At 47.3% G+C, this 20,845-nt stretch carries 17 protein-coding genes, 1 tRNA gene and 1 pseudogene; 9 read left to right on the forward strand and 10 right to left on the reverse strand.

All coding sequences use genetic code 11. The annotated features are described in order from the left end of the window. The first annotated feature begins 82 nt into the window (after positions 1 to 82). Complete coding sequence (locus tag JGUZn3_RS00440; RefSeq protein WP_203413845.1) at positions 83 to 1,378, forward strand: citrate synthase; 1,296 nt, start codon at positions 83 to 85, stop codon at positions 1,376 to 1,378. A 151-nt stretch (positions 1,379 to 1,529) separates the two neighbouring features. On the opposite strand, the gene JGUZn3_RS00445 is transcribed toward JGUZn3_RS00440, so the two are convergent. Continuing rightward, positions 1,530 to 1,778: a hypothetical protein gene (locus JGUZn3_RS00445; RefSeq protein ID WP_203413846.1), complete on the reverse strand. Its 249-nt coding sequence runs from the start codon at positions 1,776 to 1,778 to the stop codon at positions 1,530 to 1,532. A 369-nt stretch (positions 1,779 to 2,147) separates the two neighbouring features. Here JGUZn3_RS00445 and JGUZn3_RS00450 point away from each other — a divergent pair, with 369 nt between their 5' ends. Together JGUZn3_RS00450 and murI are read left to right on the forward strand one after the other, a co-directional pair. Next, on the forward strand, positions 2,148 to 2,903 hold the full coding sequence (locus tag JGUZn3_RS00450; protein ID WP_203413847.1) for an orotate phosphoribosyltransferase: 756 nt from the start codon (positions 2,148 to 2,150) through the stop codon (positions 2,901 to 2,903). A 38-nt stretch (positions 2,904 to 2,941) separates the two neighbouring features. Next, a complete protein-coding gene (gene murI / locus JGUZn3_RS00455) occupies positions 2,942 to 3,817 on the forward strand; it encodes a glutamate racemase (RefSeq protein ID WP_203413848.1) in 876 nt (291 codons plus the stop codon). Here the strand turns inward: murI and JGUZn3_RS00460 are convergent. Further along, the gene (locus JGUZn3_RS00460; protein ID WP_203413849.1) at positions 3,801 to 4,814 is read right to left on the reverse strand and encodes a polyprenyl synthetase family protein; all 1,014 of its coding nucleotides are present in this window, start codon (positions 4,812 to 4,814) and stop codon (positions 3,801 to 3,803) included. The genes murI and JGUZn3_RS00460 overlap by 17 nt on opposite strands. A 213-nt stretch (positions 4,815 to 5,027) precedes the next feature. On the opposite strand from JGUZn3_RS00460, the gene JGUZn3_RS00465 reads away from it, so the two are divergent. Next, entirely contained in the window at positions 5,028 to 5,813 is a 786-nt protein-coding gene (locus JGUZn3_RS00465; RefSeq protein ID WP_203413850.1) for a tRNA1(Val) (adenine(37)-N6)-methyltransferase, read from the forward strand. 51 nt (positions 5,814 to 5,864) lie between these two features. Here the strand turns inward: JGUZn3_RS00465 and JGUZn3_RS00470 are convergent, their stop codons facing one another. Continuing rightward, a complete protein-coding gene (locus JGUZn3_RS00470; protein ID WP_203413851.1) occupies positions 5,865 to 6,800 on the reverse strand; it encodes a LysR family transcriptional regulator in 936 nt (311 codons plus the stop codon). A 349-nt stretch (positions 6,801 to 7,149) separates the two neighbouring features. On the opposite strand from JGUZn3_RS00470, the gene wrbA reads away from it, so the two are divergent. After that, positions 7,150 to 7,749 (forward strand): NAD(P)H:quinone oxidoreductase, encoded by a 600-nt coding sequence (gene wrbA / locus JGUZn3_RS00475; RefSeq protein ID WP_203414722.1) that lies wholly within the window; start codon positions 7,150 to 7,152, stop codon positions 7,747 to 7,749. A 2,161-nt stretch (positions 7,750 to 9,910) separates the two neighbouring features. On the opposite strand, the gene JGUZn3_RS00480 is transcribed toward wrbA, so the two are convergent. From JGUZn3_RS00480 to guaA, 5 genes and pseudogenes are all read right to left on the reverse strand, one after another. Then, complete coding sequence (locus JGUZn3_RS00480) at positions 9,911 to 11,374, reverse strand: hypothetical protein (protein ID WP_203413852.1); 1,464 nt, start codon at positions 11,372 to 11,374, stop codon at positions 9,911 to 9,913. Continuing rightward, positions 11,371 to 12,501, reverse strand: a pseudogene (locus tag JGUZn3_RS00485) (DEAD/DEAH box helicase). The gene JGUZn3_RS00480 and the pseudogene JGUZn3_RS00485 overlap by 4 nt, the downstream one beginning before the upstream one ends. Positions 12,502 to 12,674: 173 nt before the next feature. Beyond that, positions 12,675 to 13,358 carry a hypothetical protein gene (locus tag JGUZn3_RS00490; protein WP_203413853.1) on the reverse strand — a complete coding sequence of 228 codons (684 nt, stop codon included), beginning with the start codon at positions 13,356 to 13,358 and terminating at the stop codon, positions 12,675 to 12,677. A gap of 45 nt (positions 13,359 to 13,403) precedes the next feature. After that, positions 13,404 to 14,126, reverse strand: coding sequence for a HamA C-terminal domain-containing protein (locus JGUZn3_RS00495; RefSeq protein ID WP_203413854.1), 723 nt, complete (start codon positions 14,124 to 14,126; stop codon positions 13,404 to 13,406). Positions 14,127 to 14,548: 422 nt separating this feature from the next. After that, entirely contained in the window at positions 14,549 to 16,153 is a 1,605-nt protein-coding gene (gene guaA, locus JGUZn3_RS00500) for a glutamine-hydrolyzing GMP synthase (protein ID WP_203413855.1), read from the reverse strand. A 191-nt stretch (positions 16,154 to 16,344) separates the two neighbouring features. Between guaA and JGUZn3_RS00505 the strand changes: the two genes are divergently transcribed. The 4 genes from JGUZn3_RS00505 (at position 16,345) to JGUZn3_RS00520 (ending at position 18,150) form a co-directional block, all read left to right on the forward strand. Continuing rightward, complete coding sequence (locus tag JGUZn3_RS00505) at positions 16,345 to 16,800, forward strand: hypothetical protein (protein WP_203413856.1); 456 nt, start codon at positions 16,345 to 16,347, stop codon at positions 16,798 to 16,800. Positions 16,801 to 16,918: 118 nt separating this feature from the next. Then, positions 16,919 to 16,995, forward strand: a tRNA-Arg gene (locus JGUZn3_RS00510). A gap of 146 nt (positions 16,996 to 17,141) precedes the next feature. After that, the gene (locus JGUZn3_RS00515; protein ID WP_203413857.1) at positions 17,142 to 17,630 is read left to right on the forward strand and encodes a GAF domain-containing protein; all 489 of its coding nucleotides are present in this window, start codon (positions 17,142 to 17,144) and stop codon (positions 17,628 to 17,630) included. A 145-nt stretch (positions 17,631 to 17,775) separates the two neighbouring features. Continuing rightward, complete coding sequence (locus tag JGUZn3_RS00520; RefSeq protein ID WP_203413858.1) at positions 17,776 to 18,150, forward strand: response regulator; 375 nt, start codon at positions 17,776 to 17,778, stop codon at positions 18,148 to 18,150. Between the two features lie 18 nt (positions 18,151 to 18,168). On the opposite strand, the gene JGUZn3_RS00525 is transcribed toward JGUZn3_RS00520, so the two are convergent. Beyond that, a complete protein-coding gene (locus JGUZn3_RS00525) occupies positions 18,169 to 19,572 on the reverse strand; it encodes a glycosyltransferase family 39 protein (protein WP_203413859.1) in 1,404 nt (467 codons plus the stop codon). Between the two features lie 87 nt (positions 19,573 to 19,659). After that, complete coding sequence (locus JGUZn3_RS00530; RefSeq protein WP_203413860.1) at positions 19,660 to 20,832, reverse strand: polyprenol monophosphomannose synthase; 1,173 nt, start codon at positions 20,830 to 20,832, stop codon at positions 19,660 to 19,662. Positions 20,833 to 20,845 lie beyond the last annotated feature (13 nt).

The following is a 20,845-nucleotide window of genomic DNA, read 5'->3' on the forward strand; positions in this document are numbered from 1 at the left end:
CCGGTATATCCCCTTTCCTCTTTGGCCTCAAACTACCACAAAAATAAGAATGACATCCAAACCCCGAATTTTGGAGCCTAACATGACCAAGCCTGTATCGAGTGTCTCTGTAACTGCTGGAGATGAAAGCGTTTCTCTCCCCATCATCAAAGGAACAATGGGGCCAGATGTTATTGATATCCACGCCTTATCCTCTGCGCTTGGCCTACTTAATTACGACCCAGGTTTTGTTGGGACTGCTTCATGCGAAAGTAAAATTACTTTTATTGACGGCGAAAAGAGCCTGCTTCTCTACCGAGGATACCCTATTGAAGAGCTAGCTGAACGCGCCACCTTTACTGAAGTTGCCTATCTGCTTTTGAATGAGGAACTCCCCAATGTGGAGCAATATCGTCATTTTAGCCAACTTCTTAAAAAACAGTCTCTGCTACACGAGCAAATCAGAAATTTTTTTAATGGCTTCCGTAGAGATGCTCACCCCATGGCTATATTATGCGGAACCGTAGGAGCCCTTTCAGCCTTCTACCATGAAGCTGTAGATATTTCTAACGAAGCAAGCCGTATGCTTTCTGCTATCCGGCTTATTGCCAAAATTCCTACCATTGCAGCCTGGGCCTATAAATACACCCAAGGGGAGACCTTTATGTATCCCCGTAGTGAATATTCTTATTCAGAAAATCTTCTCTACATGATGTTTGCCACACCCATGGAGCCCTACGTCATGAACCCCGTTGTCGCTCGGGCTATTGACCGCATTTTAATCCTGCACGCAGATCATGAGCAAAATGCCTCAACCTCCACTGTCAGACTTGCGGGTTCAACAGGGGCCAATCCTTTTGCTTGTATCTCCGCAGGAATTGCAGCCCTTTGGGGGCCAGCCCATGGAGGGGCCAATGAAGCCGTTTTGAAGATGCTTGACTCCATCGGCCGCAAAGAAAATATTCCCGCTTTTATTGAAAAGGTCAAAGATAAAAACAGCGGTATTCGCCTTATGGGGTTTGGGCACAGAGTATATAAAAACTTTGATCCCCGTGCAAAAATCATGCAAAACGCCTGCCACGATGTTCTTAACGAATTGGGCATTACCCACGAGCCCTTATTAGAACTTGCCATGGAGCTTGAAAAAATTGCCCTTGAAGACCCTTATTTTATCGAGCGGAAGCTCTATCCCAATGTGGATTTCTACTCAGGGATCATCTTCAGGGCACTAGGGATCCCCTCTTCCATGTTTACACCCCTGTTTGCCGTTGCCAGAGCAACAGGCTGGATTAGCCAGTGGAAGGAAATGATTGAAGGAACCCAGCGGATTAATCGGCCCCGCCAGCTTTATACTGGTGCTTCTTTAAGGCACTTTACCCCTATCTCCACCCGCGATTAATTGTCCCGCTCATACAAAAAACCCTTTCTCTTCTGAAAAAGAAAGGGACAATCCTTTTTTAAAACAATCCTGGAAAAACAAATATCGGGGGCACGAACTGCGAGCTATAATTCTTGTGTGTCCAGCGGGGCGCCTTTATTACTCACACTGATTAATCACACCGGCAACCTGGTGTTGGCCCTGTAGCCTTTTTAACCACATGATGGTCAATCCACTCTGAAACAAGGAGTCGGGCTTCATTAATAGAGGCCTCAGGATGGTGGATACGATACAAGGTTGTACAGCTATCAAAAGCCTGGACATCACTCCGCCCAATCCCTTTTAACTCCTGATAGGCGGTAATAACTGCCTTTTCACACTTACGCGTAATCCGGTCAAGCTGATGGGTGGAAACAACCACAGCATATACTCCAAAAATGCAAATAATTCTTAAGGCTGCTAATTATGCACCCTATACGGGAAGAAAAGCAAGTTCATTTACAAAGCTCATTCTAAAATTTTTCACTCCCAAAACCTATTTAACATAAAAAGAAGGGCTTCCGTTCCTTCCCTTCTTGCTTTTTACGCTATTTTCCTGCTGTAAATTTTCCAGATTTTTCTGCCATAATCCCTCTATTCCGTAAAAGGAACTCCCCTACAATAGCTCTAGATACCAAAAGCTGTTTCATGCTATTGAACTGTAAATCTTCTTGATGTGTTTATACCCATCTTTATTTTGCGCACGCGCCTTCTTTCCTCTTCAGCAATACTGCACAAGGATTCTTCTCTTATGCAACATTCCAAAAAAGCAGAAAATCGTTCTCTCTCCTCCCCTCTTGACTGGGATAGGGAAGCCGCATTGATAGCAGCCAACATTCTGCTGGAAATCAAGGCTGTAAATTTTAGACCCGAGGCCCCCTACACCCTAACATCTGGGTGGAAATCACCTGTTTATATTGATTGTCGGCGCATTATCTTTTTCCCTCGTGCCAGAACAAAAATTATTGAGCTTGCAGCAGAAAAGATAGGGCGCCACATTGGTTATGAAACGATAGAAGCCGTAGTGGGCGGTGAAACGGCTGGCATTCCCTTCGCTGCCTGGATTGCAGATAAGTTAATGACCCCCATGGCCTATGTTCGCAAAAAACCCAAAGGTTTTGGCAGAAATGCCCAAATTGAAGGCGATGTCCCCGAAGGGATGAGGACTCTTTTGGTAGAGGATCTTACAACAGATGGGGGTTCAAAAGTGCATTTTGCCAATGCCCTGCGCAAAGCTGGTGCTATTATTGAAGATACATTTGTTGTGTTTTCCTACGGTGTTTTTCCTGGCTCTCATGAGACCTTGGCGAATATGGGTATTAACCTGCATGCGTTATGCACATGGTGGGATGTGCTGGATGCCTGTGCGCAACGCCCTTATTTTGACGAGAAATCTACCACTGAAGTGCGGAATTTTCTAGAGAATCCCTGCGCCTGGTCAGCACAGCGTGGAGGGGTTGGAAGTGTGGAAGAAGCCCTACAACACAAAATTACCCAAAGCGCCTGATTTGTCTTACTGATCACTTGCCTGACCAAAAGAAGACCATGACCCCAATAAAACAGCGTTTACTCACTTTTGATTCCGGGATAGGGGGCCTCAGTATTGTTCGTGCCATACGTAAGCAGGCTCCAGATATCCTGATCGATCATTTAATTGACAATGCTGTTTTCCCCTATGGAGAGGTGCCGGCAGAAGCCCTTAAAAAGAGAATTGTCGCGCTAATGGGCGAAGCCATTACGGCCCTGCAACCTGATGCTGTGGTCATAGCCTGTAACACAGCGAGCACCATAGCCCTAGATGCCCTAAGACAGGCCTTTTCCTTCATGCCTTTTATTGGATGTGTCCCGCCAATAAAATGGGCAGCAGATAGTACAAAAACCCATTATATCGGCCTTTTAGCTACTCCTGCTACCGTTAAACGGCAGTACCTTTCCGAGCTTTATACACGTTATGCCAAAAATTGCCGCCTTTTAACCCATGGTAGCCATATATTAGCCCCCATCGCTGAAGACGTTTTTAGAAATAGGACAATTGATAAAACGGCCATTCAAAGGGAGCTTCTGGCACTTTTTAGCCAACCTGGTGGAGAATTGATTGATACAGTCTGCATTGGGTGCACCCATTATAGCTTTTTACTGGGTATCTTTCAGGAGCTAACCTCTTCTTCCATCACCTGGCTGGATCCAGCAGATGCAGTAGCCCGTCAATCTATAAAAGTTCTTACTCACCAGCAAGGATCTTCTCTTAAAACCCGTAACCAACTCAAGCTGACTTCCCAGGCAGAAGACATATATTTTACAGCCCCCCCCCTTTACCCCGAAGCCTTAAAAGAAAGGCTGGTTCCTTACGGGTTTAACCGAGAAATGAAAATTTTTGCTTTTAAAAACTCTCTCTCTCCATCGGCTATCTTGCCCGATTAACCGTATAGTATGTAGTATCAACCAACATTTTTCGCAGGGGCGTTTCTTCAAAAACGTTTAAAGCGTCTATCGCTTTTTGAGCATACCAGTCTGCCTTGTCCATTGTCGCCTGTATGGCATGGCTTTTTTCAATATAGGATAAGGCCATTTCAAGATCCTGATCTGTTTGTTCATTTTGCTCAATAACCCGTTTCCAAAAAACTTTTTCTACACCTTCGGCTTTCTGGTAGGCCGCCAGAACAGGAAGGGTAATTTTTCCTTCCCGAAAATCATCCCCTATCGTTTTTCCTAAAGTTCCCTGGTTAGCTGCGTAATCCAAGGCATCATCAACCAGCTGAAAAGCCATGCCTAAATTCGTACCAAAACTTTCCAATGCAAGCTCTTCCCTTTCTGGCCGTTCGGTAATAATAGCCCCAATACGACAAGCTGCAGCAAAAAGGGCAGCCGTTTTCCCATGAATAACATCCAGATACTTCTCTATGGAGGTTGAGAGGTCATTCTGGGTAGACATTTGCAAAACCTCCCCTTCCGCAATAGTCGCAGCAGCAGAGGACAGAATGCCCATAACCTTCAGCGACCCATCATCCGTCATAAGCTGAAAGGAGCGAGCAAACAGAAAATCGCCCACCAGAACCGAGGCCTTATTTCCAAAAACGGCGTTGGCACTCGCCAAACCACGACGCAGATTACTATCGTCAACAACGTCATCGTGCAAAAGGGTTGCCGTATGGATAAACTCAACACATGCTGCAAGTTTAATATGGCGCTGATGCTCTGGGCCATAAGGGTACCCACACAGCCGTGCAGAAGCCAAGGTAAGAAGGGGTCTGAGCCTTTTGCCCCCCGCTGCAATAAGGTGAGCAGCAAGCTGAGGAATAAGTGGAACAGGGCTATCCATACGAGAAATAATAGTGCGGTTACAAGCCTGCATATCATCTTTCAGATAATCAGCCAGTATACGTAATGCTTCCTCATTTCCGGTGAGGGCTGTACTCATAACTTTTTCTTTCAACACGCTTTGGAGTTTGGATAATGCAATCTTTTATAATAAATGTGGGACATACCCTTTAAATATGGCTTCCACCATGAATATAAACTGAATATTGTATAGGCGGAAAAGAACAAAACGATCAAGCATTAGCTTTTTTTATCCTCCCTGTTTTTGATCTTCTCCTATGCTATTTTTAGTTGTTTATGAACTTTCCAACGAGTGTTTTTCTCTGTGCCCACCTTAAGCCCAACCACTAATCTCTATACGCACGATTTCCTCTTGGGAGGAAGGCTCGTCTATAACCAACTTGCTGCAGGGTATCGTACAGGCATTGAACCTGTCCTCCTCTCGGCTTTTATTCCCGCCAAACGCGGAGACGCCGTAATAGAAGGCGGTTGCGGCACGGGGGCAGGTTTGATGTGCCTAGCCCATAGAGTTCCGGGAATCCGGGGGTTTGGACTAGAACAAGACCAAGAAACCACCCTTTTGGCGCGAGAAAATTTTTCTATCAACAACTTTCAAAACCTTCAATGCATTCACGCGACCATTCCCCACATTCCTTCTTTCATGATGCAAGATGCAGCTAGTGGAAAGCTAAGATTCGATCATGCTTTTGCCAATCCTCCCTGGCATGCAGATTCTGGAACCCCTTCTCCCAACCCTCGGCGAGAAGCTGCCCGCAGGCTTTTACCAGGCATGCTCAGTGAGTGGATAGCAAGCTTGGCACGATTACTCAAACAGCAAGGAACCCTTACCCTCATATTACCCACAGGGCTTTACCCCCAAGCTTGCCAGCTTATGGAAAAAAATAGCCTGGGCAGAATTACGCTTTTCCCCCTTTGGCCTAAAGCAGGCAAGCAGCCCAAAATCATTCTTATTCAAGCCTATAAATACTCTGCTGGCATGGGCCGGATTCTCCCTGGGCTCACCCTGCATCAAGAAGACGGAAAATACAGCCAAGAAGCAAAAGCCGTGCTTCAGGAAGGACATTCCCTTCTCTCGTGACAAATCCTTTTAGCAGCAAGCTAGAATAAAAGGACTTCCTTCTACAAAGGGTTATTCATCCTTATGGTATTTATAATAAGCCCATAAAGCTTTCCGTAGTTCCTCAACAAGAAAATCTGTCACCAGCATCACCCGGGCTGGGCGCAAGGTTCCTGGGGGCATCACGGCATTAAGCGTAAGATGAGGTAAGGACCAATCCAGCATCACGGCTTCCAGCGCACCGGCCTCGAGTTCTTTCCAGATAGTGAATTCTGGCTGAACGGCGATGCCTAACCCAGCACAGAGGGAAGCTGTTAAGGCATCGCCATTATTAGCCCGCAGCCGCCCTGAGGGAACAACGGAGACCGTCTCCCCCGACTGTTCATGAATAAAACGCCACACACCTGGTGTTGGTAAATAGACATATCCGAGGCAATCATGATGAACCAAGTCATTAGGATGTTCTGGCCTGCCATGTTTTTGGAAATATTCAGGCGAGCCTACTAAAAGGCGACGAACATTACAAATTCGGCGAACACGCAAGGAAGAATCCGCCAAATTGGCTATCCGCAACGCCAGGTCAAAACGCCCCCCAATAAGATCTACTATACTGTCATCAAGGTGAAGATCTATCGAAAGCCCTTCATACTTCTTCAGCAGATCTGGCAGAAGGGGAGCGACATGCCGAAACCCAAACGACATGGGAACCGCAATCCGAATAACGCCGGCTAATGTAGAAGTCTGGGATTTGGCCTCTGTTTCCATATGCTCAGCATTCACCAGCATATCTGTTGCGTTGCGCGCCAGATGATTCCCCAGTTCGGTTAACATTACACGACGCGACGTGCGATTAAGCAGGGTCGCCCCAACCCTTTGTTCCAAACGATGAATAGCCTTGGAAACCGTTGCAACAGAAATTCCCAGCTCAGCCGCTGTTCCGGTAAAGGAGCCAATCTCAGCCAATTTGGCAAATATGGCCCATGCTTCTAAATCTGGTAAACGTGACATAATTCTTAATTTTCGAAATAATTGTTTTCTGATGTTTCTATTTATTTTATATTAAAAGCAAGCAATTAATTGTGCAGAGCTCAAAACCATTATGCAGAAAGTAAGATTTGCTATTAATTGAAATTATGATATAGGCAATTATATGTCATTCCCGGAAGCAATTTTTAGTATTCGTTTTCCATCATGTCTATTTAAAGCAGCAGGATAACAATTAATTATTTTCCCGGATTTGCATTTTCAACAGTCTGCTTTTTCTGTGTAAAAAAGATGGAGCATTTCTATGATACAACTTCCAAAATGGCTATTTCCTTTTGGATCGTCCTCTAAAGAAGAAAAAGGTAATGTTACTATGAGTAAAGTCCTTGTTTTGTACTATTCCAGCTACGGCCATATTGAAACCATGGCAAACGCAGTAGCTGAAGGTGCACGCGAAGCCGGCAGCACCGCAGACGTAAAACGGGTACCGGAAACCCTCCCAGAAGATATTGCTCGTCAGAACAACTTTAAGCTGGATCAGGCTGCACCTATTGCTACTCCGAATGACCTGCCAAACTATGACGCCATTATTGTTGGCACCCCAACACGTTTTGGCCGTATGTCTGGACAGATGGCTTCTTTCTGGGATGCTACCGGTGGGCTATGGTTTAAAGGTGCCCTTATTGGCAAAATTGGTGCAGGCTTTACTTCTACCGGCACACAGCATGGCGGCCAGGAAACAACCCTTCTTTCCATTCATCTCAACCTGCTCCATCATGGCATGTTAATCAGTGGCTTGCCCTATAGCTTCCAGGGTCAGATGTCTACCGACGAAATTACCGGTGGTTCTCCTTATGGTGCTTCTACCATTGCTGGGGGTGATGGTTCTCGCCAACCTTCTGCGAATGATCTTGCTGGTGCCCGTTTCCTTGGAAACCATGTTGCTAAAATGGCTGCTAAAGTTAAGGCCTAAGACTTTAAGTCTTTTATCTTAGCCGAGTGTATTTTATCAGCGATGTATTTGACTAAAATACAAAAGAAAGGGGGGAAATTCCCCCTCTTTTTATGGTCAGGCCTTTTTTCTTGCACGATTCAAAAAAGCCATATCAAAGGGAAAAACTATTATATTCTGACGGCTAAGGAGTTTTCTAAAGAATACTTATAACCCACTGGCCTCATCGAGACCATAAAAAAATCGCTACCCTTTAAAAGAAGGCCTAAGCATATATAACACTATTGGCAAGCTTATGTGTGTTACAGACAGGCTCATTATCCTGGCGGCATTCAATCTACTGTTTCGATATAGCTATTAACGGAACATTGACAATACTCTTCAGTTTTTTAAGAAGAAGTAAAAAGCATAGAGGAGGTATCCAACCCGTAACAACCTGCCCAGAATATTAAATACCAGGATCTTAAAAAGAGACAGCACAAGAAACTTCACCCAATAGGAAATACGTGAAAATAAACCCACCCCCGAATATCACACCTCACAGATATCCACGTCTCAACCGACAGGCCGTACCGCATAACTTTCCCTAGGGCCATTCTGGCTTTGTGTGATGAAGGGGAGTGTTCAAAAGAGAGCAATCAGAAAGGGTGAAGGATCAACCAGACTATCAAAAATTCGCAAATTGTGACTAAAGTCTTACAGGAAATCTCTTCTCCTCGTTCTTCAATACGCATGAGTCTCAATACTGCTAGTAATACTCTAGCTGCCACCACAGACAAACATCTTTTCATAAGTTTACCAAAATCTTCTCGGCGTAAGGATTAGAAGCACCCTAAAAGCAGCTCCCTCTAGCCAAAACGGGTCACAAAATAATACCAGCTATCAAATTCTCCGACAGACTTGAGAATAATACACGCTACCAAGGTAAAGAAATCAAAAAGAAGGTCATCAATGCAAAGACACTGACCTGTCAGCCTTGATGAGTGACCCCGGCCATTATTTTATTTTGATTTCAGCATATGCTCAAAAACTGCACGACATAAAGTGCAGGTGTTAGAAACCATCGGGTGTCCACACACCCATTTTTCAACCCATAATACATAGAACATTTTCGCATCCTTAATACGGTCCTTACCTCATGCTTTCTCCTTGGTTAATTCCCCTTTGGCTAATTCCCGATAGGAGATTCTCTTAACTTCTCTTCTCCCCATCCCACTCACGGGCATTCCGCTAAGCTGATCGTGTAAGAGCGAACAGCATTACTCTCTTCTTCGCTGTGGATCACATCATGATAGTGAAGCAAAATCGAACCTTCAAAAATGGTAAAATTATAAAAATAGATATGAGGATCCAGACACCAGCCCCTTACAGGTCTTTCACCTCATAAAGCTTGTCCTTTAACGTGAGGTTACGAGGCTTGATATCGGCCGGAGCAGCTTTTACACCGATTCAGCACAAAAACCATGATCTACCCTCTACCCAGTTCTGATGTAAAACGTAAACAATCAACGCATCACGTAAAGCCCACCCCATATTGAGATCCGTGCAGAGCACAAGTGGCATTGGCCATTCGTTGACTGATAGATGCTTCTCGTAAGCGTGATGAGAATACCATAGCACCAGAAAAGATGGGTAACATTAAAGCCTCTCAAGGCAGTAATAATCTGGTGCCACCCTCCAACTATATAGAACTACTCTTTTGCCTGTAAGCCTCTCTCCTAGCAGAAGCAACCCATCTTTCTGCCCTTCATGCTGCACAAGATGAGGAGCGTAGATCGGAAAGAAGGTAAAAAAGCACGCCACTTAAGCCCAAACAGAAAACACTACTCCCCAACGACAAGAACGACCAGCCGATCAGGCACAGTTACCAAAAAGGCTCCTCTGATAATAGTAATAGACTAGAGCCCCTCTTTAGCGTTTATCTAATCAAGGGATCCTACTCAATTATAAACAATCAAATTTTTAATAGAAAATTCAGTATTTTAAATCGCAACATGGTTTTAATACCATAAAAAATACCAAGAGTAGTCTAGAGAGCCTGACTCATCTAAGAATACGACCGTTTCAAGCACCGCTCACAGTGGCCTTGGGTTTCGATGATGGTTGCTCCAGTGAATATGCCGTTATGAACTAACTCCATCTACCAGAAACTACGCCCTCTATGCATCATCTGGAGGCCATTTCAGCTTGCCGCACCCAACACGTAAAGCCTCCACCAGTCTGGTGCCGCCGGGCAACCAGCCTGGTGGAGGCTAGGCTTGAGATCAACAGCCGATTTCTTGAACGCACCGACACGTTGATAGTCGGGTGTTATCAGCCAAATCCGCCCATCGCCCTCGTTGATAACTATGCGATAGAAGCCAGCCTGCGGGACTATCACAGTGTCATCAAGCAGATGCTTGTAATGTTCGACTGACCATTTCTGAATGCCGCCGTTAAGGGCGTCGGTTCGAAACCGCACCCACAGCGCAGCCGTATCGGGCGTGGGCTTGTCGCTGGCGTCAGTGTAGGCTGTGATCTCGTCGGACTCAAGCCAAGCCCGCATCCCAGCTGGCGTGACGAAGACCGACTTAGCATCTTTGATCGCCGCCATGGCCGCACGCCGCGAAGGAAGTCCCGCGCGAATCAGCATCGACATCATAAATTGCGGGACGCCAGTTTCGACCGCTGCTGCGCCGCCACCCGCCACCTTCTCCGGCAACCAACCGAATGACATGCGGCGGGTACGAACAGCTTCCAAAGCCCAGACCAAACGATAGGTGAATGCCTCCTCAACGACTCGCATGTTCTGGGGTCCGATTTTGGCCACATCCTCACCAGACACCCAACTACGCAAGATAGCCCTCCAATTCACCGGTAATGCGTTCGCCTTATCGGGGATGAAAGGTCGCATGAATAGCAGACGTTCACCGAGACCGCCGAGCGCATCAACAAGTGCCTCGACGTCGCCACTCAATGCCGCATTGTCTGCTCGATCTAGAAGTTCGGCCAGCTCGTCAGCCATGGCGTCGATTTGCAGACCAGCCTCGAGTCCGACATCCATGGCGAAATGCCCACGTCGCGCCTGCGCCGTGGTGGTTTTCCAGATGAGATCGGCGCGAGCCTCGAACACCTTCTTATGCTGCGAGGCGACACCCTTGTCCTCACGCGCGATCTGGCGTGCCCAGAGCGATCCCTTGAGCGCATCGTCCAAGAGCTTCGGCAGGTCAGAACGATCGGAGTCGAGTGCTTCGATCAGACCAAATACCGTTGCGTCTAGACGCTCGACGATCTGTGATAGTGACTCCTTTTCGATGGTTTCCTCATTGTCGCCATTAGCACCAGACTTCGTGCCAGTCATCAAGGGCTCTACGACTTTAGCTCCTTCCTCGGGGGATATCCAAGCTTCACGTGCGTTGGCCAAATATTCCCAAGCATCATCACGATCCAGAACACCTTTACGGGCCAGCCTCTCAAGAATCTCGGCGATAATCTGGATGAGACCGCTCTTCAGCGTTCGGGCCTTGGCGGAAGCCACTAACTTCCTCCATTTATTTTTTCGACAGTTGACATTATCGAACATGATATGAACGATGAGGCCTTCAACATCCACAAAGGCGCGCCCTGCGCGACCAGCAACGTTCGCGAATTCCTTTCCTTTGATCATCTCGGATGCCCGATACAACATTGGCACCAACAGGACAGCGGCGTTGAGGTTGAGACCCTGAGACAACGTCGGCGACGCGACAATGACCCGCAGGACACCTTCGGACAGAAGGGCTTCCAGTTCGCGAAGGAACGAGCTCGGCGGTCGCCGTGGTGGATAGCAACGCCGACCTTTAGGCAGGCGACGGTTGGATGGTCTTCGCCCAACCACTCTTTGCCGACCTCCAGAGCGCGGGCGATCGAGGCTTCATCCTCCAACAGTGAGTCCAGATAACCGCGTTTGCGGAGGTCCACCACCTGTTTACCGTAGCTCTCGATCCAATTCGCTTGGGTGGAGAAGATCAGTGTCCGCTTGCCCTGGCCCGCGAATTCCCATGCTGCGAACAGGGTGAGATGCGAGTTCTTGCGCGGATAGGGCTTCGTCTCTTTCCCCTGTGCGGCTTTCTCCACGACGAATTTGTCGAGGAACGGACCATCATTGTCATCGAGGTCTAGCCGGAGCTGCGCGTCCTTGCCTCGCCAGGCGAGCGTGCCGAACCGCTGCCGTGTGAGGCGCCAATCGGAACGCACAGGCTCACCCGGATCAGAGCGTATCCACGCTGTAAGGTCATCCAGCTCATCACCGCTGGGCAGGATCGCAGACAAACAAACGATACGACGTTCGCCTGCGTCAGCGCGCCGAAGCAGACGCTGCACGAGGATTTCATAGCGGATCTCGCGTTCACTGGAACCAATCATGTGGCCTTCATCGAGAACAATCAGACCGACATTGTTGATCAGCGATGGGTCGCTTCTCAGCGCAAAATCAAGTTTCTCGGGCGTCGCGATGATGATCTCGCGCGTGCGCAGTACGTCTTCATCGCCAGCCGAAAGGCCACTAGCACCGTAAAGGGAGGAAACGCTGAAGCCGAGCGGTGCGAATGTTTTTCTGAATGATCGCTAGGTCTGGACGGACAGTGCACGCAGCGGCGTCACGATCAACATCCGGCACGCCAACGACAGAGTCATCAGTGCGGCAATCTCCGCCACGCGAGTCTTGCCGGCACTGGTCGGCAGGGAGACGACTAAATCGTCGGTGACATCCGTGGAACGCCGAGCTGCTTCGCGCTGTGATGGCCATAGCTCCACCTCGGACGTCTTGAGGGCGTAGAGCGACGAGATAAACAGCCGGCGCAGATCAGGGTATTTTTCCTCTGTTCCCTCCGGCGGTTCAATCGGTAAATTTGCGTGCAGAGAATGCTGTCAGAGGTCATCGATCAGGTGACGACAGAGGTTAGAGATCCACCACAGCGGAACATTCCCTACGTTGTCCGCCAAGCTGACTGCGGTGATGAGCAGCATCCGCGCGGTCTCGATTGACTCAGATTCGTCCGTCTCGAGCGCAAATCGAAACACGCCAGTGCCCGGCATATCGTCGTGTTGAGGATTGCCGATAAAGCCTCGTCGATGTCAGACTCTTTGCCCCTCAACGCCTTAACGATCTCCCCATCTTCGTGAGCCTGATCGCCCAACCAATCGCGAACGAATCCTCGCAACTGGCCAAGATCACGCAAGATCAAATGCCGGATCGCCGTTTCACCCGGCGACGCATTGAGATCATCCGTGACATCGTTGAAGAGCGAATAGGCAAGGGCCGAAAAGCCAGCCAGATGATAGGCTACAGCGGCGATCGTGCGGTGAAAACCGCGATCAGGGGACTTCGGATCGCCGTTGCGTACCAAGGATTCAAAGGCGATTGCGGCGCACTCGAACGCCTTGTTTGTCAGATCCGACGCACCGGCCTGAGCACGCAGAGCCATCGATCCACGGAGCAAGGCAAAACCGTATTCGGCAAGATCAGTTTCGATCATCGGACCTAGTGACGGAGCGTTCGTAGGCAACACGCCTTTCTCGCGCATTAACGACCAAGCAACGCCACGATAGAGCAGGCCATCATCTTCCGTCGCGGTAGTCAAGAACGTGGTTAGTTCGTCAATTGTTTCCAAGATTTTCCGCCTCCTGGTACACGGCTGTGATAAAATGCTGGTGATCTACGACGTGGATTTTACTACGTAGTGATTACAATTCGTCCCTACGGCGTCGAGGTCCTCTTTCAACGATGCATGCGGACCGTTACCCGACACGGTGAAAAGCATATGGTCGATGCAGTCGGCACAGAGGGACTTCATATCCCCCTCGTCGCGAAGGCTACGACCAAGCAGGTTGTCGTGCCGGTCATTACTCTCCAGGAGACGGTCTGCGACAAACAGGAGGGAAGCGGGCGTGCAGCGGCCGTTGTCACGATTCAGCACCTCGCGAGCGCTCGTAACCGTTTTCTTGCTAAGCACCTTATTGCTCTTGGCCTCCCCCTTAAGAAGCCAGAGCCTCTTGTCAGCCCCTTTGTATCCAACGCCGATGAAGTCGTCACCGCGCATGACCACATTGCGGCCGTCCTTATAACGGAGACGGCACACCGGCACACGTAGGTCAACCTCTTCCTCGACCAGTTCCACCGCAAGAATTTCCCCGAGATCGCCGGACCGGCTTTCAGCAGTTTGCGGCAATTTTGCACTAAGAATCTGGGCTGCGCCCTTATATCCGAGGCGCTTCACGTCTTCGGCTATGCGTTCAAGGCGGTCGTAGTGCGACCGAATAGTCTTGACGAGGTCTGCGCGAATCTCGTTTCGACCGCCGTTCCTCTCAACATAGATCCAGTAGTACTTGCGCTTATCGCCTTTTTTTGTGGCTTTGCACCACCATTCGTACAGTCCCACGCAACCTCCAATCGACCACCCATGCCTCATTCGTAGTGTGATTCCACACATGCTTCCAGCCGACTTGGAGGATGTGATCCAATTGAGCACAGTCAGAACACTATCAGTTGAGCGAATAATATTCTATTGAAAATATTATTACAATTTAGAGGCCGTTTCGAAAGGGGTTAAGGAGCCGGAGTTCGGATGATTCCAAGGAGTGGCGAGCTCTTGGAGATTGTCATGTGGATCCCAACCACCCTTCAGCTGGCATCAGATTCAGATAGTACCACCTATCATGCCATACAAATACGGGTCTTGGCGTTGCATAAATTTGCTAGACAGTGCCAAGCCAAGAATGAAAAAAACCCAAAGTTACGCAGGTTTAGCTGCTATCTCATCTATCTCATGCTCTTTCGTGCCGGTCCATGACGGACACGGGATCACTCCCACTCTATTGTTCCCGGTGGCTTGGATGTCACATCGTAAGTCACACGGTTTATGCCCCTCACCTCATTGACAATACGGCTTGCCACACGATTCAGAAAAGCCATATCAAAGGGAAAAACCTCTGCGGTCATACCATCAGTGCTGGTAACAGCCCGCAAGGCGCATACCCTATCATACGTACGGCCATCACCCATAACACCCACACTTCGCACTGGTAACAACACCGCAAAAGCCTGCCAAATGGCATCATAAAGGCCAACCTGGCGAATCTCTTCTAGGAAGATACTGTCAACCTTTCGCAAAAGGGTGAGTTTCTCAGCTGTAACTTCCCCAGGAATTCGGATGGCAAGGCCTGGGCCAGGAAATGGGTGGCGGCCGATAACAACCTCTGGTAAGCCAAGCTCACGCCCTAAGGCCCTAACCTCATCTTTAAACAGCTCGCGCAGGGGTTCCACCAGCTTCATTTTCATCCGCTCTGGTAATCCCCCAACATTGTGATGAGATTTAATGGTGACTGAAGGCCCTCCTGTAAAACTGACACTTTCAATAACATCGGGGTATAATGTTCCCTGAGCAAGGAAGTCTGCCCCCCCAAGCTTTACGGCTTCCTCCTCAAAGACTTCAATAAATAGGCGCCCTATAATTTTACGCTTCTGCTCTGGATCGGTAACACCTTTGAGATTCTCCAAGAACAATGCCGTTGCATCACGATGGACAAGATTAATATTGTATTTCTGTCGAAAAGTCCGAACCACATCTTCAGCTTCCCCTACACGCAATAGCCCATGATCTACAAAAATACAGGTCAGCTGATCGCCAATCGCTTCATGCAGCAAAATAGCAGCAACAGAGGAATCGACCCCACCTGATAGGCCGCAAATAACCTTTTCCTTCCCCACCTGTTCGCGGATATGGGCAATCTCCATCTCCTTAAAGCCGGCCATTGTCCATTGCCCCTTACAGCCAGCAACACCATGAGTAAAGTTTTTCAGTAAAATGGCCCCGTGAGGGGTATGAACAACCTCCGGATGGAACTGAACACCATATAGCCTGCGCCGCTCATCTGAAATAATGGCAAAAGGAGCCCCTTCACTAGTCCCCACCACCTGAAACCCAGGGGGAAGTTTTACTACCCTATCCCCATGGCTCATCCAAACCTGCTCCCGATTTCCTTTCGACCAGACCCCACGAAAAAGGGCACTATCTTCCTGAATATCCACAAACGCACGCCCAAATTCCCGATGGTCTGAATTCTCAACCTTTCCGCCAAGCTGTTCACACATTGCCTGCTGACCATAGCATATTCCCAAAACAGGTAGCCCCAACTCAAAGACAATGGAAGGAATCCGTGGAGAATGAGCCTCTGTTACACTTGCTGGCCCACCAGAAAGAATAACCCCTTTCGGATGAAATTGACGAATACGCTCAGCAGAAACATTAAAGGGCCATATCTCGCAATAAACGCCACTCTCCCTTACACGGCGTGCAATTAACTGGGTCACCTGACTTCCAAAATCCAAAATAAGAATACGGTCATCGTGAAGGGTTTTTTCCAGATATGCGACACCTTGAGAGGGTTGTTGGGCCGTGGAATTCATAGGTTTCAAACTTTCTTACCAAACAAAGAATGGGAGAACGACACGTATTAATATATTTTTTTAACGAGAGAATAAACCATTAAAGCCAGAATGCCTTAATTATGATTTTATATGAGAGCCAAAATTTCTATATTTGGGGTTTCTCTCTTTCATTTGAGCCCGAATAAAACCAAAGCAGACGGACAATATCCATGAAACGCTTTTTCTTTTCGCCCTTCTCTTCCTTTCTTTCTTCCTTTGCTCTTTTAAACAAGGGAAAAAAAATAAGATTTCTCTTCTCTCTTACCCTTCTAGGGAGTTACTTTCTGGGAAGTTGCTTTTCTTTTCCTGCTTTTGCCCAGGAGGCACAAGGAATATGGATTGGTACACTAAAAACAGAGAAGGGCACTTGCCCTACTGAACGCCCTAGCACTCTTGTGATTAGAAACGACGAGACTCTTTTTATTCCTGGATCGGGAAGTTTAATTCTTAAGGGTACATTTTCTCCTGATCACCCGCATTATCATGCCCAGTTTATCGCCCAAGGCACAAACCATAAACCTTTCCCCATGGTTTTTGAAGGCCATTTTGACCAAGAAAAAGAGCTTTTTAAGGGTATTTATGCAACCCCCTCTTGCCGGGCCAACATTACTTTAGACCGTAAATAATAAAGCCCATCGATAAAAAAATGTCTTTTTTTCGGCGAATAATTCCATATTTATAAAAACAATCAAAAAAAGCTCTTGCTCTTTTTCAAACCCTGCAGTACAAACCCTAACGGAAAACGCACCCGTAGCTCAACTGGATAGAGCACCAGACTACGAATCTGGGGGTTAGAGGTTCGAGTCCTTTCGGGTGCGCCAGTATCCTCATGCAAAAGCCGTTATACCCTCTATTTCTGGGTTGCTCTCTACCCGTTCTGGACTACTTTTTACCCGCTTGAAACGTGCTTTTTTAATCCAGCCCTTTTTTTTCAAACGATCTGGTATTGACCAGCCTGGTTCTCGTTATGCTGAAGCCCCGCACTGCATCTTTCTCCGTTTCCTATGAAGATGATATTCTTCCGACCCTTGAAGCCCTGCTTGCTGAAGAAACAGATTTTATTGCCAATGCCGCCAACACGGCTGCCCTTTTGTTCGAATATCTCCCCAACATCAACTGGGTGGGATTTTACCTAATGAAAGATAACCAGCTTGTATTAGGCCCCTTTCAAGGAAAAGCAGCCTGTGTACGCATTCCCCTAGGCAAAGGGGTCTGTGGCACAGCAGCCCAGAAAAAAGAAACTGTAATTGTTGATGATGTAAACCATTTTGAAGGCCATATCGCTTGCGATAGCGCCTCTCAATCAGAAATTGTAATTCCTTTAATAAAGAATAATACCGTCATTGGTGTTCTTGATATTGATAGCCCCCTCATCAAGCGCTTTTCTGAGCAGGATAAAAACGGACTTGAAAAAGCGGCACAAATTTTTCTTCATTCGTTTCAAACCCTCTCTTAATGGCCCTTTCCTCATGGAAGGGAAAGCGTTTATAGTCCATACGACCCCTTTCCCAACCCCTTCGTCTAACAAGCATTTGACACCCCGTTAGGAATTTTCATACACTCCTTTCCTGTGAACTTTAAGGGATTTTCATGAGGTTTGAATGGAAAGACATATCCTTGTATTAGAAGATGAAGAAGAAATTAGCACCTTAATCACTATTATCCTCTCTCATGCCGGCTTTCAGGTTTCATGTTTTCCAACCCTTCGCCAAGCCACGAACGCATTACAAAACCAGACCTTTTCCTTAGCGCTTATTGATGCGAACATGCCAGATGGCACTTCTTTTGATCTCATAAAAATGCTGAAGAAAACGTCTTGTGAAGTTATTTTAATGAGTGGTAACCTTGAGTCCTTCCACTCCTTAAATTTTCAAGAATATCTTACCCTAGAAAAACCTTTTCGTATCCAGAACTTACTTTCTGTTATTGAGCAGGCTGAAAAAAAACGGCCCACCTCGTCTCCTCTCTCCCCGTAAAAAACAGCCGAGATTCTCCTATCCCTTCAAGCATCCCATGGTCTTCTTCGCCTCATCTGTAATAGAAGGCGCTATGGCGACCTGATAAATCCTATAAGTTTCGGCAATTCGTCCTTGTTTTTGCCGGACCATAGTCCCTTGTAAGATTTTATCAGAAAAAATTCGTGAATCAGGGGGTTCTCTTCTTTTTATATTCTGAACGAAAAGTCCTTGTCCCCTTACCGTACAGGCAGAAAGCCTAAAATATTGCCAACGAGGATCAATCCCCACAACCTGGATGGCATGAGGAAGATAATAGGCCAGTTCTGCAGCATCACCATAATCATCTGTGGCTATAAAAGCAGGCTGCCTTGCCGCTAATTGCATCGCCCATTCCTGCCATCCCCCCAGCTGTTTTAAACTGATATCAAATTTTCGGGGAATGGCCCAAACGGAATATCCTGCCTGAAGATAAACAGGAACAATCAGAAAAAGGGCCAAAAGACATGCCATGCGTGTGGCCTTCCACCCGATCATGGCTAATAAAACCACCCCAACAGGATAAACGACAGTTGGCCAGTTGGCTTGAACCCTATCTCCCAAAGCATGCTGAATAAAAACTATTATAGGGATGATCCCTAACCATAGTAACATTTTGTTCCCATCTCTCCCTTCAGCTTGCCTGCTGAAAGCGCGGGAAAAAGCAATACAAAACCCCATAAATAAAAGAGGTGTTATAAGACCTATCTGCCCCATAACAAGTTCAAAACTAAAACGAAGTGCATTTATGGGCGCCCAGTTTCCGGCCCGGCCGGCTTGCCTTGCCAGGCTTGCCCAACCGTGCTGAGCATTCCATAAAAGGGTGGGAGAAAAGGCTATAATACTTACCAAAGCCCCACACCATGGCCAGGGTGTTTTTATATGCTGCCGTCCTACCCGAGTTAATAAACACCAACCTACCAACCCCATAATTAATAACGAGGCCGTATATTTACTATCCATGGCACAGCCGGCTACAAACCCTGTTACTATCCACCAAAAAGGGGTTGGCTTACCTCTCAGATGGCTACAGGCCCATACGAAAACACAAACAAAAAACAATAATGCCGTGTCAGGCGTTATGGTAACAGCCCCAATCCCCACAGCGAGAATGCTATTGTAGATGTAAATACAAGCAAGAGCGGACTTTGAAATACCAGACCCCTTCGAAAGGCCAACTTCCTTGAGCAACGGATTATGAAAACCCCTAACAGCTGACGCAAGAAATAGACTTCCCACAACCACAGAGAGCGGAGAAAGGAAGCGTATGCCCAAAAAGGTACTCCCCACACAATGCTCTCCCAACCAAATCCACAAAGCAACCATGAAAGGGTGATCCAAATACCCTAACGAGAGATGGCGTGCCCATACCCAGTAATACGCCTCATCCGGTGATAAAGGCATGATACTGGCCATATATAACCGTACGAGCGTGATACCAAGCACAAAGACACTACAGAAAAATACAGGGCGTTTCACTTGCGCGGCCAATCACTTGCGCGGCCAGATAAAAAAACGAGACCCAATATAAAGGGCGATAGTTTGGCAGAAAAACATTAGCACCCGACCGCTGTAAGAATCCGGAAACTCTATGGTTTCCGTTGCCCAGAGGGGTGAAAAATAACTCAGAACAGCACAGACGATAAAAAAGACACTCCACCCCCATAGCTTGAACTTTTTTTGCTGGGAGTCATAAAATGTGACATAATTATTAAAAAAATAGGCTATGAGAAGAGCTCCAAAAATTCCCACGCCATACAATAAGCTTTCAGATGCTGTATGATTTTCCCCAGTTTGAAAATAACCAGTCTGCAAATTCTGCAAATAGAGAGAAGCCAATAAAAAAGTGGGGACCATACTCCCTAAAAAAATGAGAAATTTCAGGGGAAAATACCGGCCTATCCTATTTTCTATCACCATAAAAAAGAAAGCAGCCAGAACTGAAAAATCAAGCTTACTTTGCCCTGCCACCCTTTCTTTAAAGATAACGGGCAATTCTTTTATCCGCACCGAGGCAGGAAGGATCATGACCACATCTAACAAAATCTTAAACCCATGCCCAGAAAGCTTAGAGGCTACTGCCAAAAATAAGGAGCGCCTCATGGCAAAAAAACCACTCATCGGGTCCGTCAAGGAAATGGACAATAATTTTTGAGCGAATGTAACCCCCAGCTGCGAAAAAAAGTGCCTGTGCGGCCCACTCAGACCAGCGGCATTCCCACCTTCTAGGTAACGGCTAGCTACGACGATATCGCACACATCGTTCACTATGAGGCTATAAAACGCTGGAATACGGGTTTCATCATGCTGCAAATCCCCGTCCATCACCACAACAATCTCGGCAGAAGAAGACAAGATCCCTTCTATGACTGCTGTGGATAGCCCTCTACGGCCAATACGGCATATTCCCCTTATATGGCTGTTAGCCTGGGCTATTCTCTCTATTTCCCGATAGGTTCCATCAGGAGAAAAGTCATCAACAAAAACAGCTTCCCAACTGATACCTTTCAGCGTTTTTTCAAGTTTTTCAACCAGCAGGCTTACATTTTCTTTTTCGTTATAACACGGTATAATAACACTTAACCGTGGGCCTGTCTTAGCGGTGAGGCGTTCAGAAGAATGAATAGGCGTGCTAAGAGAAGGCATCCCCTCTGATCGTTTCAAATCTTTTCTATTC

Source organism: Entomobacter blattae (assembly GCF_014672835.1).
Taxonomy (GTDB): Bacteria; Pseudomonadota; Alphaproteobacteria; order Acetobacterales; family Acetobacteraceae; genus Entomobacter; species Entomobacter blattae.

Excerpts from the sequence above, each read along its gene's own strand:
- JGUZn3_RS00440 (WP_203413845.1), top strand. The coding sequence starts at position 83 with ATGACCAAGCCTGTATCGAGTGTCTCTGTAACTGCTGGAGATGAAAGC.
- JGUZn3_RS00450 (WP_203413847.1), top strand. The coding sequence starts at position 2,148 with ATGCAACATTCCAAAAAAGCAGAAAATCGTTCTCTCTCCTCCCCTCTT.
- murI (WP_203413848.1), top strand. The coding sequence starts at position 2,942 with ATGACCCCAATAAAACAGCGTTTACTCACTTTTGATTCCGGGATAGGG.
- JGUZn3_RS00460 (WP_203413849.1), bottom strand. The coding sequence starts at position 4,814 with ATGAGTACAGCCCTCACCGGAAATGAGGAAGCATTACGTATACTGGCT.
- JGUZn3_RS00470 (WP_203413851.1), bottom strand. The coding sequence starts at position 6,800 with ATGTCACGTTTACCAGATTTAGAAGCATGGGCCATATTTGCCAAATTG.
- wrbA (WP_203414722.1), top strand. The coding sequence starts at position 7,150 with ATGAGTAAAGTCCTTGTTTTGTACTATTCCAGCTACGGCCATATTGAA.
- JGUZn3_RS00480 (WP_203413852.1), bottom strand. The coding sequence starts at position 11,374 with ATGATCAAAGGAAAGGAATTCGCGAACGTTGCTGGTCGCGCAGGGCGC.
- guaA (WP_203413855.1), bottom strand. The coding sequence starts at position 16,153 with ATGAATTCCACGGCCCAACAACCCTCTCAAGGTGTCGCATATCTGGAA.
- JGUZn3_RS00505 (WP_203413856.1), top strand. The coding sequence starts at position 16,345 with ATGAAACGCTTTTTCTTTTCGCCCTTCTCTTCCTTTCTTTCTTCCTTT.
- JGUZn3_RS00515 (WP_203413857.1), top strand. The coding sequence starts at position 17,142 with ATGCTGAAGCCCCGCACTGCATCTTTCTCCGTTTCCTATGAAGATGAT.
- JGUZn3_RS00520 (WP_203413858.1), top strand. The coding sequence starts at position 17,776 with ATGGAAAGACATATCCTTGTATTAGAAGATGAAGAAGAAATTAGCACC.
- JGUZn3_RS00525 (WP_203413859.1), bottom strand. The coding sequence starts at position 19,572 with ATGCCTTTATCACCGGATGAGGCGTATTACTGGGTATGGGCACGCCAT.